General features: G+C 68.5%; 12 protein-coding genes and 1 pseudogene. 2 read left to right on the top strand and 11 right to left on the bottom strand.

Annotation, left to right across the window (positions count from 1 at the left end):
* Positions 1-66: 66 nt before the first annotated feature.
* Both NM203_RS20720 and NM203_RS20715 read left to right on the top strand, forming a co-directional pair.
* Positions 67-672, top strand: coding sequence for a TetR/AcrR family transcriptional regulator (locus NM203_RS20720; protein ID WP_255062227.1), 606 nt, complete (start codon positions 67-69; stop codon positions 670-672).
* Positions 669-1,345, top strand: a pseudogene (locus NM203_RS20715) (PIG-L deacetylase family protein). Before NM203_RS20720 ends, NM203_RS20715 begins: the two are co-directional and overlap by 4 nt.
* On the opposite strand, the gene NM203_RS20710 reads toward NM203_RS20715, so the two are convergent.
* The 11 genes from NM203_RS20710 to nuoE all read right to left on the bottom strand — a co-directional run bounded on the left by NM203_RS20710 (position 1,342) and on the right by nuoE (position 14,604).
* The gene (locus tag NM203_RS20710) at positions 1,342-2,112 is read right to left on the bottom strand and encodes an enoyl-CoA hydratase (protein WP_255062226.1); all 771 of its coding nucleotides are present in this window, start codon (positions 2,110-2,112) and stop codon (positions 1,342-1,344) included. The pseudogene NM203_RS20715 and the gene NM203_RS20710 sit on opposite strands and share 4 nt — an antisense overlap.
* Positions 2,113-2,121: 9 nt before the next feature.
* Complete coding sequence (gene nuoN / locus NM203_RS20705; protein ID WP_303624978.1) at positions 2,122-3,648, bottom strand: NADH-quinone oxidoreductase subunit NuoN; 1,527 nt, start codon at positions 3,646-3,648, stop codon at positions 2,122-2,124.
* 41 nt (positions 3,649-3,689) lie between these two features.
* Positions 3,690-5,267, bottom strand: a complete 1,578-nt coding sequence (locus tag NM203_RS20700; RefSeq protein ID WP_408633383.1) for an NADH-quinone oxidoreductase subunit M — start codon at positions 5,265-5,267, stop codon at positions 3,690-3,692.
* Complete coding sequence (gene nuoL / locus NM203_RS20695; RefSeq protein ID WP_255062224.1) at positions 5,264-7,180, bottom strand: NADH-quinone oxidoreductase subunit L; 1,917 nt, start codon at positions 7,178-7,180, stop codon at positions 5,264-5,266. The genes NM203_RS20700 and nuoL overlap by 4 nt, the downstream gene beginning before the upstream one ends.
* Positions 7,181-7,183: 3 nt before the next feature.
* A complete protein-coding gene (gene nuoK, locus NM203_RS20690) occupies positions 7,184-7,483 on the bottom strand; it encodes an NADH-quinone oxidoreductase subunit NuoK (protein ID WP_255062302.1) in 300 nt (99 codons plus the stop codon).
* Positions 7,479-8,225, bottom strand: a complete 747-nt coding sequence (locus NM203_RS20685; RefSeq protein ID WP_255062223.1) for an NADH-quinone oxidoreductase subunit J — start codon at positions 8,223-8,225, stop codon at positions 7,479-7,481. The genes nuoK and NM203_RS20685 overlap by 5 nt, the downstream gene beginning before the upstream one ends.
* A gap of 72 nt (positions 8,226-8,297) precedes the next feature.
* Complete coding sequence (nuoI, locus tag NM203_RS20680; RefSeq protein ID WP_255062222.1) at positions 8,298-8,837, bottom strand: NADH-quinone oxidoreductase subunit NuoI; 540 nt, start codon at positions 8,835-8,837, stop codon at positions 8,298-8,300.
* Positions 8,830-10,050, bottom strand: a complete 1,221-nt coding sequence (gene nuoH, locus NM203_RS20675; RefSeq protein ID WP_255062220.1) for an NADH-quinone oxidoreductase subunit NuoH — start codon at positions 10,048-10,050, stop codon at positions 8,830-8,832. The genes nuoI and nuoH overlap by 8 nt, the downstream gene beginning before the upstream one ends.
* A complete protein-coding gene (locus NM203_RS20670) occupies positions 10,047-12,452 on the bottom strand; it encodes an NADH-quinone oxidoreductase subunit G (protein WP_255062219.1) in 2,406 nt (801 codons plus the stop codon). The genes nuoH and NM203_RS20670 overlap by 4 nt, the downstream gene beginning before the upstream one ends.
* Complete coding sequence (gene nuoF / locus NM203_RS20665) at positions 12,449-13,741, bottom strand: NADH-quinone oxidoreductase subunit NuoF (protein ID WP_255062216.1); 1,293 nt, start codon at positions 13,739-13,741, stop codon at positions 12,449-12,451. Before nuoF ends, NM203_RS20670 begins: the two co-directional genes overlap by 4 nt.
* A complete protein-coding gene (gene nuoE / locus NM203_RS20660) occupies positions 13,738-14,604 on the bottom strand; it encodes an NADH-quinone oxidoreductase subunit NuoE (RefSeq protein ID WP_255062301.1) in 867 nt (288 codons plus the stop codon). The genes nuoF and nuoE overlap by 4 nt, the downstream gene beginning before the upstream one ends.
* Position 14,605 lies beyond the last annotated feature (1 nt).

Genomic DNA, 14,605 nt, shown 5'->3' with positions numbered 1-14,605 from the left:
TCCTACGGATTCGTTCGCCAATGAACCGTTCCTTCCAGCGACGATTACGCTACTGTCGGTAGCGTTATGAAAGCAGACCGGCGCGACGAGCACAAGGGCACCTCCGGTGCCGGCCGGCCACGTGATCCACGCATCGACGCTGCCATAGTGGAGGCGGTCGCGGATCTGCTTGTCGGAATCGGGTATTCGAACCTGACGATGGCGGCCGTGGCCGAACGCGCGGGCACCACCAAGACCGCGCTCTACCGACGCTGGTCCAGCAAGGCCGAACTCGTCCACGAGGCGGCGTTTCCGGCCGCGCCCACCGCACTCGCGGCGCCGGAGGGTGACATCGGCGGCGATGTCCGGGCGATGATCGCGGCCGCACGCGACGTCTTCACCAGCCCCGTCGTCCGTGCCGCCCTACCGGGGCTGCTTGCCGACATGGCCGCCGACGCCGACCTCAACGCGCGGGTGATGGGCCGCTTCGCCGACGTGTTCGCTGCGCTGCGCGTACGACTCGAGCACGCGGTCGCGCGCGGTGAGGTGCACGCCGACGTCGACCCGGAACGGCTCATCGAGATCATCGGCGGCGCTACGCTGCTGAGGATGCTGCTGGCGCCGGACTCCGAACTCGACGAGACGTGGGTCGACCAGACCACGGCGATCATCGTGCACGGGGTGCGGGCGTGACACTGCAGCCGTTCCCCGACGACTGGGCGACCGCGCTGGTGCTGGTGCCCCACCCCGACGACCCCGAGTACGGTGTCGCCGCCGCCGTCGCGAAGTGGACGGCGGCGGGTCGCACCGTGGTCTACGCGCTCGCGAGCAGCGGTGAGCGCGGCATCGAGGGGATGGATCCGGAGCGGGCCGGACCACTTCGCGAGAGTGAACAGCGCCGGTCGGCTGTCATCGTCGGCGTCGACGACGTCCGATTCTGGGGCTTCCCCGACAGCGACATCCGCAATACCCCCGAACTGCGCGCCAGCATCGTCGCAACGCTCACCGAGTTGGCGCCCGATGTGGTCGTGTGCATCTACGGCGGGCCGGAATGGTCTCCGGGACAACCGAATCAGCGTGACCACGTGGAGTTCGCGGCGGCCGTGCTCGAGGCGTACGACGGTATGCCCGACCGCCGTGGTGGCTGTTCGAGTTCGGTCCCGACGCCACGCACGGCGAGCCGGTCGACGGGTTCGTCGACGCCGCGGTCGCGTCGCTGTCGGCGCACCGGGTGTACCTCGAAGTGCTCGATCCCGACACCCCGGTGCAGAAGCAGGCGCGAGCTCAGGTCGACGCGTCCACGGAGCCGCATCCCGACTTCGGCGGGCGGCGCACCGTCCAGTTCACCCTGTTACGCGCACGCTAGGTCAGCTGACTCCTGTTGCGCGCCGACACCTCGCCGAAGCGGGCGCCCAGGCCGGCCAGGTCGTGGGGCTGGTTGCCTGCGATGTCGTCCTCCGCGGCCAGTGCCGGATCGACCACCGTCGCCGAGCCGCGCACGTAGATCTCCTTGAGCCCCAGCATGATCGGGCCCGGTACCTCGGCGATCGCCGTCGCCAACTCCAGCGCGCGATGGTGCAGCCGGTCGTGCGGCACCACCTCGGTCACCAGCCCGATCCGTTCGGCGCGGGCGGCGTCGACGACCTCACCGGTCATGGACAGCCGGCGTGCCATGGCGGCGCCTACGACGTGCGGCAGCCGGGCCGTCATTCCGCCACCGGGCAGGATGCCCACGCGGGCGTGGGTGTCGGCGAACACGGCGCGCTCGGACGCGATCAGGAAGTCGCAGCCCAGTGCGATCTCCAGGCCGCCGGTGAACGTGGCACCGTTTATCGCGCCGATGATCGGCGTCCTCATCTCCGCGACGGCGGCGATGCAGCTGCCGTCTGTGAACTCCGCGAAGTACTTCAGCCCGTCGCGGGCCGCCTCCTTGAGGTCGACGCCCGCGCAGAACGCGGGATCGGCACCGGTCAGCACGACGGCGCGCACGGCTTCGTCGGCGTCGGCTTCCTTGAGGGCAGCGTAGAGGGCGCGAATCAAACTGCGGTTGAGGGCATTCCGCGACTCCGGTCGATTGAGCGTCAGCACCCGAACCGACCCGAGATCAGCTGTCAACACCACGTCGTCGCTCATGACCGCACGTTAGCGTACGAACACGTCGGCGTGATTCGCCAGGTCGAGCAGCGGTTGCGGCAGCGCGCCGAGTGCGAGCGTGATCGCCGCGGTCAGCGTGACGGTGGCCGTGCTCAACGCGGTCGGCACGATGACGGTCGGCGCGTCCTCCGGTGGATCGGTGAAGAACATCAGCACGATGACCCGCACGTAGAAGTACGCCGCCACGGCACTGGCGATCACGCCGACGATCACCAGTGGCGTGGCACCGCCCTCGGCCGCGGCCTTGAACACCGCGAACTTGCTCACGAACCCACTCGTCAGCGGAATGCCCGCGAAGGCGAGCAGGAACAGTGCGAACACCACTCCCACGAGGGGATGCCTGCGGCCCAGACCCGCCCAGCGCCGCATGTCGGTTTCCTCGTCGCCGTCGGCGTTGCGCACGACGCTCACGACGGCGAACGCCCCGAGCGTGCTGAAGCCGTAGGCGAACAGGTAGAACAGCGTCGCCGACAGGCCGCTCTCGTTGAGCGCGATGACACCGGTGAGGATGAACCCCGCGTGCGCGACCGACGAGTACGCCAGCATGCGCTTGACGTCGGTCTGCGACACGGCGGTGATCGTGCCGACGGCCATCGTGATGATCGCGATCGCCCACATCAGCGGACGCCAGTCGTGCGCGAGACCGGGCAGTGCGACGTAGAAGATCCGCAGCGCCGCGCCGAACGCCGCGATCTTGGTGGCCGCCGCCATGAACGCCGTCACCGGTGTGGGCGCCCCCTGGTACACGTCCGGAATCCACGAATGGAACGGCACCGCACCGACTTTGAACAGCACGCCGACCGACAGCAGGCCCACCCCGACCAGCGCCAGCGACGGGTTGCCCGCACCCGAGTCCACGGCGTCGGCGATGGCGGGCAGGCTCAGGCTTCCGGCGTAGCCGTACAGCAGTGCCATGCCGTACAGGAAGAACGCCGACGAGAACGCGCCGAGCAGGAAGTACTTGAGCGACGCCTCCTGAGACAGCAGCCTGCGCCTGCGCGCCAGCCCGCACATCAGGTAGAGCGGCAGCGAGAAGACCTCCAGCGCGATGAACATCGTCAGCAGGTCGTTGGCCGCGCCGAAGAGCATCATCCCGGCGACGGCGAACATCGTCAGCGGGAAGATCTCGGTCTGCGCGATACCCGCCTTGGTCGCGATCTTCTCGGCGACGCTGCCGGGGACGGCCGACGCCTGCGGGGTGAACGCCGCCAACCCGCCCGTCGACTCGTCGGCGGTCTCGGGGATCCGGCGCTCGGCCATCAGCAGGGTGCCCAGCAAGCCGACCAACAGCACCGTCGCCTGGAGGAACAGCGCGGGCCTGTCGACGGCGATCGAGCCCATGACGACGATCTCGCCGTTGGACTCATTCAGGCCGATCCACTCGCCGACGGTCGCCACCAGCGCGGCGGCCTGACCGCCGAGTGCCAGCACCAACTGCGTCGAATAGCGGGCCTTCCTGGGCAGGAACGCTTCGACGAGCACACCGAGGACGGCTGCGCCCAGCACGATGAGCATGGGGGAGACCAGACCGTATTCGACCGTCGGCGGCGTGATGTTCACTTCGCGGGTCCTCCGAACTGCTCGTCGCCGTCCGCGATTCGGGGCGCGGGATCCTGCACGCCGATCGTGGTGAGGGTGTGGTCGACCGACGGGTTGATGACGTCGAGCGCGGGCTTCGGGTAGACGCCGAGCACCAGCAGCAGGCCGATGAGCGGTGCGACGACCAGGAGTTCGCGGGGCACCAGGTCGCGCAGCTTGTCGTTCCCCGCGGTGACCGGTCCCGTCATCATGCGCTGGTAGGCCCACAGGATGTAGAGCGCCGACAGCACCAGGGCCAGTGCCGCGAACACGGCGAACGCCGGGTACCGAGTGAATGTTCCGATCAGGACCAGGAATTCGCTGATGAACGGCGCGAGGCCGGGGAGCGACAGCGTGGCGAGCCCGGCCACCAGGAACGTCCCGGCGAGCACCGGTGCCACCTTCTGCACGCCGCCGTAGTCGGCGATCATCCGGCTTCCCCTGCGCGACACCAGGAATCCGGCGATGAGGAACAGCGCCGCGGTCGAGATGCCGTGGTTCACCATGTACAGCGTCGATCCGGACTGGCCCTGGCTGGTCATGACGAAGATGCCGAGGATGATGAAGCCGAAGTGCGAGATCGACGTGTAGCTGATCAGCCGCATGACGTCGGTCTGACCGATCGCGACGATCGCGCCGTACACGATGCCGATGACCGCCAGCGTGATGATCAACGGCTGGAAGGTCTGCGACGCCTCGGGGAACAGTTGCAGGCAGTAGCGCAGCATGCCGAACGTGCCGACCTTGTCGACGACGGCCATCATCAGCACGGCGGTGGCGGGGGTGGATTCCACCGCCGCGTCGGGCAGCCAGCGGTGGAACGGCCAGAGCGGCGCCTTGATGGCGAACGCCAGCATGAAGCCGCCGAACAGCGCGTTGAGCACCGCCGGGCTGGCTCCGAGTTCACCTCCGGCGACGGCGTCGACGATGGCGCGGAAGTCGAAGGTGCCCGCCGTGAACGCGTCGCTCTGTGCCGTCACCACGTACAGGCCGATCACGGCGGCGAGCATGATCAGGCCGCCGAACAGGTTGTACAGCAGGAACTTCACCGCCGCCGCCGAACGGTTCCGTGCGTCCGACGATCCATACCCGCCTATGAGGAAGTACATCGGGATGAGCATGGCCTCGAAGAACACGTAGAACAGCAGGATGTCGAGCGCCACCAGTGAGATCAGCACCATGCCCTCGACCGCGAGCATCAGCGCGAAATACGTGTGCGTGGACCGTGGTTCGTCACCGCCGTCGTTCCAGCCCGCGACCAGCAGCAGCGGTACGAGCACCGCAGTCAGGACGACGAGCGCGAGCGCGATTCCGTCGAGACCGAGGATGTAGCCGGTCCCGAACGACGGGATCCAGTCGTGGTCCTCGACGAACTGGTACTGCTCGCCCCCGGGATCGAAGCCGACGGCGAGTCCGATCGTGATGGCGAGCACCGCCAGGGACAGCGCGAGTGCGAGGTACTTGGCGAGACCGCGCGCCGCCGAGGGCAGCAGGATCACCACGGCCGCGCCGACCATCGGCACCGCCCAGAGGATCGTCAACCACGGAGTAGTCACCAGAACCTCACCGCCAGGATCGCCGCCACCACGGCCGCCGCGCCGCCGAGCATCGACAGCGCGTACGAGCGCGCGAAGCCGGTCTGCAACAGGCCCAACCGATTCGACGCCGCACCCACGGCCGCGCCGAGGCCCCGCGAGACGCCGTCGACGGCGTCGTCGTCGATCTCGATCAGCCCGGCGGTGAGGGTCCGGCCCGGCCGCATCAACACGTCCTCGTTGAAGGCGTCACCGTAGAGGTCGCGGCGGGCGGCGACCGTGAGCGCGGACACGTTCTCCGGCGCGGTCTCCGGTACGGGCCGAGTGGCGTACATGCGGTACGCGATAACGACCCCCACCGCGATGACGGCCATGGTGATCGCCGTCATCACCCAGACCGGGATCGCGTGGTGGGCCTCCTCGTGCGTGCCGACGACCGGTTCCAGCCAGGTGGTCAGCGTGCCGCCGATCGCCAACGCACCACCGGCGCCGACGGATCCGATCGCCAGCACGATCATCGGCCACGTCATCACCGCGGGCGACTCGTGCGGATGCGGCTCTATCAGTTCTCCCGTCGCTTCGCTCGCCCTGGCCTTCCAGCGTTTCTCACCGAAGAACGTCAACAGCATCACCCTGGTCATGTAGAACGCGGTGATGCCCGCACCGAGCAGTGCCGCACCGCCGAGCAGTACGCCGCGGACTCCGCCTGCGGCGAAGGCGGTTTCGATGATCGGGTCCTTCGAGAAGAATCCCGACAGCGGGGGGACGCCGATGATCGCGAGGTAGCCGAGACCGAACGTCGCGAACGTGACGGGCATGTACGTGCGGAGGCCGCCGTAGCGCCGCATGTCGGTCTCGTCGTTCATGCCGTGCATCACCGACCCGGCACCGAGGAACAGGCCGGCCTTGAAGAAGCCGTGGGTGATCAGGTGCAGGATCGCGATCGCGTACCCCGCGGGCCCGAGGCCCGCGGCCAGCACCATGTAGCCGATCTGGCTCATCGTGGATGCGGCCAGCGCCTTCTTGATGTCGTCCTTCGCGCAACCGATCACGGCACCGAACAGCAGCGTCACAGCGCCGACGACGACGACGCCGGTGCGGGCATTCGGTGCGAGGTCGTAGATCGGACCGGAGCGCACGATCAGGTAGACACCCGCGGTGACCATGGTGGCGGCGTGGATGAGCGCCGACACGGGCGTCGGACCCTCCATCGCGTCGCCGAGCCAGGATTGCAGCGGCACCTGGGCGGACTTGCCGCACGCCGCGAGGAGCAGCAGCAGCCCGATCGCGGTGAGCGCGCTGTTCGACAGCTCACCCGCGGCGCCGAACACGCCCGCGTACGAGACGGTTCCGGTCTCGGCGAACATCACCATCAGCGCCAGCGCCAGGCCGATGTCGCCGACGCGGTTGACGACGAACGCCTTCTTGGCGGCGACGGCGGCCGACGGCTTGTGCGACCAGAAACCGATGAGCAGGTAGGACGCCAGTCCGACGCCCTCCCAGCCGACGTACAGCCCGAGGTAGTTGTCGGCGAGCACCAGCAGCAGCATCGCGGCGACGAAGAGGTTCAGGTAGGCGAAAAAACGGCGGCGACCGCTGTCCTCACGCATGTAACCCACCGAGTACACGTGGATCAGCGATCCGACCCCGGTGATCAGTAGCACGAAGCACACGGAGAGCGCGTCGAGTTGCAGGCCGAAGTCGAGTTGCAGGCTCCCGACCGGCACCCAGGAGAACAGCGTCTCGTGCAGGACGCGCTCCTCGGCGCCGCGGCCGAGCAGTCCGACGAACAGGACGACGGCGACGGCGAACGACGCGATGGCCGTGGCACAGCCGAGCAGGTGGCCCCACGCGTCGGTGGCGCGGCCGCCGAGCAGCAGCACGACGGCGCCGAGCAGGGGCAGGGCGATGAGCAACCACACGGGAAGATCCATGTCTCAGTGCTTCAGCAGGTTCGCCGCGTCGACCGAGGCCGACTGCCGGGCACGGAAGATGGTCATGATGATCGCCAATCCGATCACCACTTCGCAGGCCGCCACCACCATCGTGAAGAAGGCCACGACCTGTCCGTCGAGGTGGCCGTGCATCCGCGAGAAGGTGACGAACGCCAGGTTCGCCGCGTTGAGCATCAGTTCGACGCACATGAACATGACGATGGCGTTGCGCCGCAGCAGCACTCCCGCCGCTCCGATCGTGAAGAGCAGCGCGGACAGGTACAGGTAGTTGTCGGGATTAATCGTTCGCCCCGTTCTCGTTCGCCCCGTTCTTCGAGCCGTTACCGTGCACTGCCGTTGCGGTACGGCGCGGCAGGATCGCGCTCACCGAGACGTCGGCATCGGAGCCGTCGGGTAGCCGTGCGGGCACGTCGACGGCGTTGTGCCGTGCGTACACACCGGGATTCGGCAGCGGGGTGGGGTGCCCACCCGGCGCGAAGCGCTCGATGGCGAGTTCGCGCTGAGACTTGCGACGGTCGAAGCGCTCCCGGTGGGCCAGCACCATGGCGCCCAGCGCGGCGGTGATCAGCAGTGCGCTGGTGAGCTCGAACGCCCACAGGTAGCGGGTGAAGATCAGTGCCGCGATGCCCTCGACGTTGCCGCCGCTGTTCGCGTCGGTGAGTCCGGTGAAGCCGCTGGTGGAGACCGATCCGATGCCCGCGATGAGTAGGATGCCGAACGCCAGCCCCGCGCCGATCGCCGCGAACCGTTGTCCGCGAATGGTTTCCACCAGTGAGTCGGCCGAGTCGACGCCGATGAGCATCAGCACGAACAGGAACAGCATCATGACCGCGCCGGTGTAGACGACGATCTGGACGACACCCAGGAACACCGCGTCCTGGGCGATGTAGAGCATCGCCAGGCTGATCATCGTGGAGGCCAGGAACATCGCCGAGTACACCGCTTTCGGCGCGGCCACCATGCCGACGGCTCCCGCGACCGAGACGACGGCCAGCACCCAGAACAGCACCGCTTCGGTGGTCATGTCTCGACTCCTTCTCGTTCCGGTCCTCGCTCGTTCCTCGCTGCGATCCTCACTCGTCGTCGTCCTCGGTGGTCACCGTGCCGGCACCTTCGGGATGCCCAGTCCGGTGGCGGTGATGTTGCCCCGGTAGTAGTCCTCGTCGGTGCTGCCCTCGGCCATGGCGTGCGGCGGCGCTGTCATATCGGCCAGCAGCGGCGCGAGCAGCTTGTCCTTGCCGTAGATCAGATCCGACCGGTTGTCGTCGGCCATCTCGTAGTCGTTGGTCATCGTCAGCGCTCGGGTGGGGCAGGCCTCGATGCACAGCCCGCAGCCGATGCAGCGCAGGTAGTTGATCTGGTACACCCGGCCGTAGCGTTCGCCGGGCGAGAAGCGTTCGGCTTCGGTGTTATCCGCGCCCTCGACGAAGATCGCGTCGGCGGGGCACGCCCACGCGCACAGCTCGCAGCCGATGCACTTCTCCAGGCCGTCGGCGTAGCGGTTGAGCTGATGTCTCCCGTGATAGCGCAGCGCCGTGGGGCCCGGTTTCTCCGGATACTCCTCGGTGACGCGCTTCTTGAACATCGTCGAGAAGGTCACACCGAATCCGGCGATGGCGTCGAGGAACTTAGGCATGGGTGGTGTCCTTCGCGGGGATCGGCGGAATGGGGAACGCGCCCGTATCGGCTTGGGGAAGGTCCAGGCGGATCTGCTTGCGGCGCAACGTTCGCCAGAGGTAGAAGACCAGCGTGGCCCCCACTGCCGCGCTGGCGATGACGAGGAACGCCGCCCAGCCGCTGTAGCCCTCGGTGCGGAGCGTTCGCACCACGGCGACCGTCATGATCCAGGCCAGCGAGATCGGGATGAGTACCTTCCACCCGAGTCCCATGAACTGGTCGTAGCGCATCCGCGGCAGCGTGGCGCGCAGCCACATGAAGAAGAACAGGAACATCCACACCTTCGCCACAAACCAAAGAAGGGTCCACCAGCCGGAGTTGGAGGGTTCCCACAGGCTGATCGGCCACGGCGCCTGCCAGCCACCCAGGAACAGGGTGGTGGCCAGCGCCGACACGGTCGTCATGTTGACGTACTCCGCCAGCATGAAGATCGCGAAGCCCAGCGACGAGTACTCGGTGTGGAAGCCGCCGACGAGTTCGCCCTCTGCCTCGGGCAGATCGAATGGCGCCCGATTGGTTTCGCCGACCATCGACGTCACGTAGATCAGGAACGACGGAAGCAGCAGGAAGATGTACCAGAGGTCCTGCTGCTTGGCGACGATCTCGGATGTCGACATCGTGCCGGCGTACAGGAAGACCGCGGCGAAGCACAGCGCCATCGCGATCTCGTAGGAGATCACCTGGGCGCTCGAGCGCAGCCCGCCGAGCAGCGGATAGGTGGAACCGGACGCCCAGCCCGCCAGCACGATCCCGTAGACGCCGATGGACGTCACCGCGAGGATGTACAGCACGGCGACGGGGAGATCGGTCAGCTGCAGCGGCGTCTCGTGGCCGAACACGCTGACCATGCCGCCCATCGGGATCACCGCGAACGCCATGATCGCGGGGACCACCGAGATGATCGGCGCGAGAAGGTAGATGGGCTTGTCGACGCCCGCGGGGATCAGTCCCTCCTTGAGTGCCAGCTTGACGCCGTCGGCCAGGCTCTGCAGGAGTCCCCAGGGACCCACCCGGTTGGGTCCCGGCCGGAACTGCATCCAGCCGAGCACCTTTCGCTCGACCAGGATCGCCACCAGCACGGTGAGGAGGAGGAACACGAAGATGAACAGCGACTTGGCCAGCACCAGCCACCACGGGTCGTGACCGAAGTCCGTCAGGCTCGGGTAGGTCATGCGCGATCACCCGCTTCAATGGCGACCACGTCGCCGACCGACGCTCGCAGCGTGGCGTGCACCTGCGAGCCGGGGGAGTTCAGCGGCAGCCAGACGACGCGATCGGGCATGTCGGTCACCTCGAGTGGCAGCGTGATCGAGCCGTTCGGCGTGCGCACCGTGACGGGTTCGCCGTCGGCGGTGCCGATCTCGGCGGCCGTGCTCGCCGAGAGCCGGGCGATGACGGGTCGCGCCGTGCCCGCCAGGTGCGGCTCACCATCCTGCAGGCGACCCGAGTCGAGCAGCATCCGCCACCCCGCCAGCACCGCCTGGCCCGCTGCGGGGCTCGCGGGTTCCGGTGCGGCGACATCGGGTGCGGTGGCCGGAGCACCGCGCCACCCGCCGAGGCGGGCGTGCTCGCTACGCACCGTGGCCGCGTCGCGCAGCGCGACGTCGATGCCGAGTTCGTCGGCGAGAGCGGCCAGGACGCGGACGTCGGCGGTGGCGGTGGGAGGTAGTGCGGGTTCGAACGGGCGAACGCGCCCCTCCCAGTTGACGAACGTGCCCGCTTTCTCCGCCACCGGGGCGACGGGGAACACGACGTCGGCGCGTTCGGTCACGGCGCTGTGGCGCAGTTCGAGGCTCACCACGAAGCCGGCGGCGTCGAGCGCGGCGAGCGCACCGGCGGGGTCGGGCAGGTCGTCGATCTCCACTCCGCCGACGAGCAGTGCGCCGAGCGAGCCGTCGGCAGCCGCGGCGAGGATGCCCGAGGTGTCGCGTCCCGGTGTCGACGGCACGTCGTCGACATGCCAGGCCCGTGCGACCTCGGCCCGCGCCTCGGCGTCGTCGAGTGGACGCCCGCCGGGTAGGAGATTCGGCAGTGCACCGGCTTCCAGCGCACCCCGGTCGCCCGCACGCCGCGGCACCCAGCCGATTCTCGCTTCGGTCCGCGCCGCCAGCCGGAGTACGGCGGAGTACGCGCCGGGCGAGGTGGCCAGCCGCTCACCGACGAGGACGATCGTGCCCGGTGCGATGTCGTCGGCGTCGATCCCGTCGAGGGCGGCGGCCTCGCCACCGGGTGCTACCGGGACGAGGGTGCCGCCCAGCTTCGTGAGCCCGCGGCTGGCGAACGGCGCGAGAGAGCTGATCGGCAGCCCGCGCTTGCGGAACGTCTTGCGCAGGCGCAGGAAGACGATCGGCGATTCCTCCTCGGGCTCGAAGCCGATGAGCAGGACCGCGGGCGCCGTTTCCAGATCGGCGTAGGTGACCTCGAGCGCACGCCCGGCGACGGTGGCGGCGAGGAAGGCGGACTCCTCCTCGGAGTGCGGGCGACTGCGGAAGTCGATGTCGTTGGTGCCCAGCACGATCCGGGCGAACTTCGCGTAGGCGTAGGCGTCCTCGAGGGTGACGCGACCACCCACCAGGACGCCGGCCGTCGTGTCGGACCCGGTGAGGCCGCGCACGGCGACGGCGACGGCCTCCGACCAGGAGGCGGGCCGCTGGGTGCCGTCGGGGTCGCGCACAAGCGGTGTCGCGATGCGATCGCCCCTACTGCCGTACGCGAACGCCCAGCGACCCTTGTCGCAGTTCCACTCCTCGTTGACCTCGGGATCGTCACCGGCCAAGCGCCGCAGCACTTTTCCGCGGCGGTGATCGGTGCGCTGCGCACACCCCGACGCGCAGTGCTCGCAGACGCTCGGCGAGGACACCAGGTCGAACGGCCTGGCGCGGAAGCGGTAGGCGGTCCCGGTGAGGGCGCCGACCGGACAGATCTGCACGGTGTTGCCCGAGAAGTACGAGTCGAACGGGGTATCGGTGGCGATGCCGACCTGTTGCAGCGCACCGCGTTCCAGCAACTCGATGAACGGATCGCCGGCGATCTGGTTGGAGAAGCGCGTGCAGCGTGCGCACAGCACGCAGCGTTCGCGGTCCAGCAGCACCTGGGCGGAGAGGTTGATGGGCTTGGGGAAGGTCCGCTTGACGTCCTCGAACCGGGTTTCCGCCCGCCCGTTGGACATCGCCTGGTTCTGCAGCGGGCACTCGCCGCCCTTGTCGCACACCGGGCAGTCCAGCGGGTGGTTGATCAGCAGCAGTTCCATCACGCCGTGCTGCGCCTTGTCGGCGGACTCCGACGTGTGCTGGGTGCGCACCACCATGTCGGGGGTGACGGTGATGGTGCAGGACGCCATCGGTTTGCGCTGGCCTTCCACCTCGACGAGGCACTGCCTGCACGCGCCGACGGGGTCGAGCAGCGGGTGATCGCAGAACCTGGGGATCTGGATGCCCATCAGCTCGGCGGCGCGAATCACCAACGTGCCCTTCGGAACACTGATCCGATGGTCGTCGATGGTGAGCGACACCATCTCGACGTCGACCGGCGCCTGCTTGTCGGCCTTGTCTGCTCTGTCCTCCGCCGTGGTCACGCCATGGCCTCCTCAGCCGCGAACAGGGTCGACGCATGCGGGTCGAACGGGCAGCCGCCGTCGAGGTGGGCGAGATACTCGTCCCGGAAGTGCTTGATGGAGGACAGGATCGGGCTCGCGGCACCGTCGCCGAGTGCGCAGAACGACTTGCCGAAGATCGAGTCCGAGATGTCGAGCAGTTTCTGCACGTCGGCCTCGGCGGCGTTGCCCTCCTCGAGGCGGGCGTAGATCTGCGCCAGCCAGTAGGTGCCCTCGCGACACGGCGTGCACTTGCCGCACGATTCGTGCGCGTAGAACTGAGTCCAGCGGCGCACCGCACGTACGACGCAGGTGGTCTCGTCGAAGATCTGCAGCGCCTTGGTGCCCAGCATGGAGCCGACCTTGGCCATATTCTCGTAATCCAATGGCACATCGAGGTGTTCGGCGGTCAGCAGGGGTGTCGACGACCCGCCGGGCGTCCAGAACTTGAGCTCGTGGCCGGCCCGGACGCCGCCCGCGAGTTCGAGGAGTTCGCGCAGCGTGACGCCCAGCGGCGCCTCGTACTGGCCCGGCGTGGTGACGTGGCCCGACAGCGAGTACAGCGTGAAGCCCGGTGACTTCTCCGAACCCATCGACTTGAACCAGTCGATGCCGCCGCGCACCACCGCGGGCACGCTGGCGATCGATTCGACGTTGTTCACGACCGTGGGGCACGCGTAGAGACCGGCGACCGCGGGAAACGGCGGTCGCAGTCGAGGCTGGCCCCGCCTGCCCTCCAGCGAGTCCAGCAGCGCGGTCTCCTCGCCGCAGATGTAAGCGCCCGCCCCGGCGTGCACCACCAGGTCGACGCCGTTGCCGAGGTATCCGGCTTCGTACGCCTCGGCGACGGCGCCCTGGAGCCGGCGCAGCACCGGCACCACCTCGCCACGCACGTAGATGAACGCGTGCTTGGCCCGAATCGCGTAGGCGGCGATGATCGCACCCTCGACCAGCACGTGCGGATTAGCCATCATCAGCGGAATGTCCTTGCACGTACCGGGTTCCGACTCATCGGCGTTGATCACCAGGTACTTCGGCTTCGCCCCCGGCCCGTCGCCACCCTGCGGAATGAACGACCACTTCTGTCCGGTCGGAAAGCCCGCGCCGCCGCGCCCGCGCAGTCCGGAGTCCTTCACCAGGGCGATCAGATCGTCGGGGGTCATCGCGAGCGCCGCCTGCAGGGCCTGGTAGCCGCCGTGCCGCCGATAGCCGTCCAGCGTCCAGGAGTCGGCGTCGTCCCAGTGGGCGCTCAGGACGGGGGTCAGGGTCACGCGCGGTCCCCGTTCTTCGGAGGCAGGTCGGCCGACGGTGCCGGCGCGGGTTCGTTGCGGAGGGTCTCCTCGGTGATCTTCTCGTCGTCGGGGCCCGGTACTTCGGCCTGCTGTCCGACGTCCGGCGCGGTCATGCCGCGCTCGCGAGCGATCCGCAGACCCGCGAGCGTCGCATCGCCGGGCACCCCGTCGTTGGCGCCGGGGCGCTCGTCCGGGAAGCCGGCGAGGATCCGCGCGGTCTGCTTGAACGTGCACAGCGGCGCACCCCTGGTGGGTGTCACCGTCGCCCCTTCGCGCAATTCGTCGACGAGTTCCCTTGCGGTCGAGGGCGTCTGGTTGTCGAAGAACTCCCAGTTGACCATCACCACCGGCGCGTAGTCGCAGGCGGCGTTGCACTCGACGTGCTCGAGGGTGACCGTGCCGTCGGACGTGGTCCCGCCGGCGTGCACACCGAGGTGCTCCTCGAGCACCTCCAGGATGGCGTCGCCGCCCATGACCGCGCACAGCGTGTTGGTGCAGACCCCGACGAGGTACTCGCCGGTCGGCGTACGCCGGTACATCGAGTAGAACGTCGCGACGGCGGTGACCTCCGCGGGACTGAGGTTCAACTGCTCTGCGCAGAAGGCGATTCCGGCCGGGGTGAGGTAGCCGTCCTCGGACTGCACCAGGTGCAGCAGCGGCAGAAGTGCCGATCGCGCCTCCGGGTAGCGCGCGACGACGACGGCGGCGTCGGCAGCCAGTCGCGCTGATACGTCGGCCGGATACGACTGCGGGCCGGCACTGATGGGCGGCCCCGGTTCGTCCGGGCGAGGCCCCAGCCGCAGTTCAACCACAGTCACCTGTGCACTCTCCTCTTCGCGCAAG

This window comes from Mycolicibacterium arenosum, from assembly GCF_024320865.1.
In the GTDB taxonomy this organism is placed as follows: domain Bacteria; phylum Actinomycetota; class Actinomycetes; order Mycobacteriales; family Mycobacteriaceae; genus Mycobacterium; species Mycobacterium arenosum.
Note: the sequence above shows the minus strand (reverse complement) of the source record. Positions and strands in the feature narration are given on the sequence as shown.

Coding starts and splice junctions, on each gene's coding strand:
- nuoN (WP_303624978.1), bottom strand. CDS start 3,648: ATGCTCATCGTGCTGGGCGCAGCCGTCCTCGGTGTGCTCGTCGAAGCG.
- NM203_RS20710 (WP_255062226.1), bottom strand. CDS start 2,112: ATGAGCGACGACGTGGTGTTGACAGCTGATCTCGGGTCGGTTCGGGTG.
- nuoL (WP_255062224.1), bottom strand. CDS start 7,180: ATGGATCTTCCCGTGTGGTTGCTCATCGCCCTGCCCCTGCTCGGCGCC.
- nuoI (WP_255062222.1), bottom strand. CDS start 8,837: ATGCCTAAGTTCCTCGACGCCATCGCCGGATTCGGTGTGACCTTCTCG.
- NM203_RS20685 (WP_255062223.1), bottom strand. CDS start 8,225: ATGACCACCGAAGCGGTGCTGTTCTGGGTGCTGGCCGTCGTCTCGGTC.
- NM203_RS20720 (WP_255062227.1), top strand. CDS start 67: ATGAAAGCAGACCGGCGCGACGAGCACAAGGGCACCTCCGGTGCCGGC.
- nuoH (WP_255062220.1), bottom strand. CDS start 10,050: ATGACCTACCCGAGCCTGACGGACTTCGGTCACGACCCGTGGTGGCTG.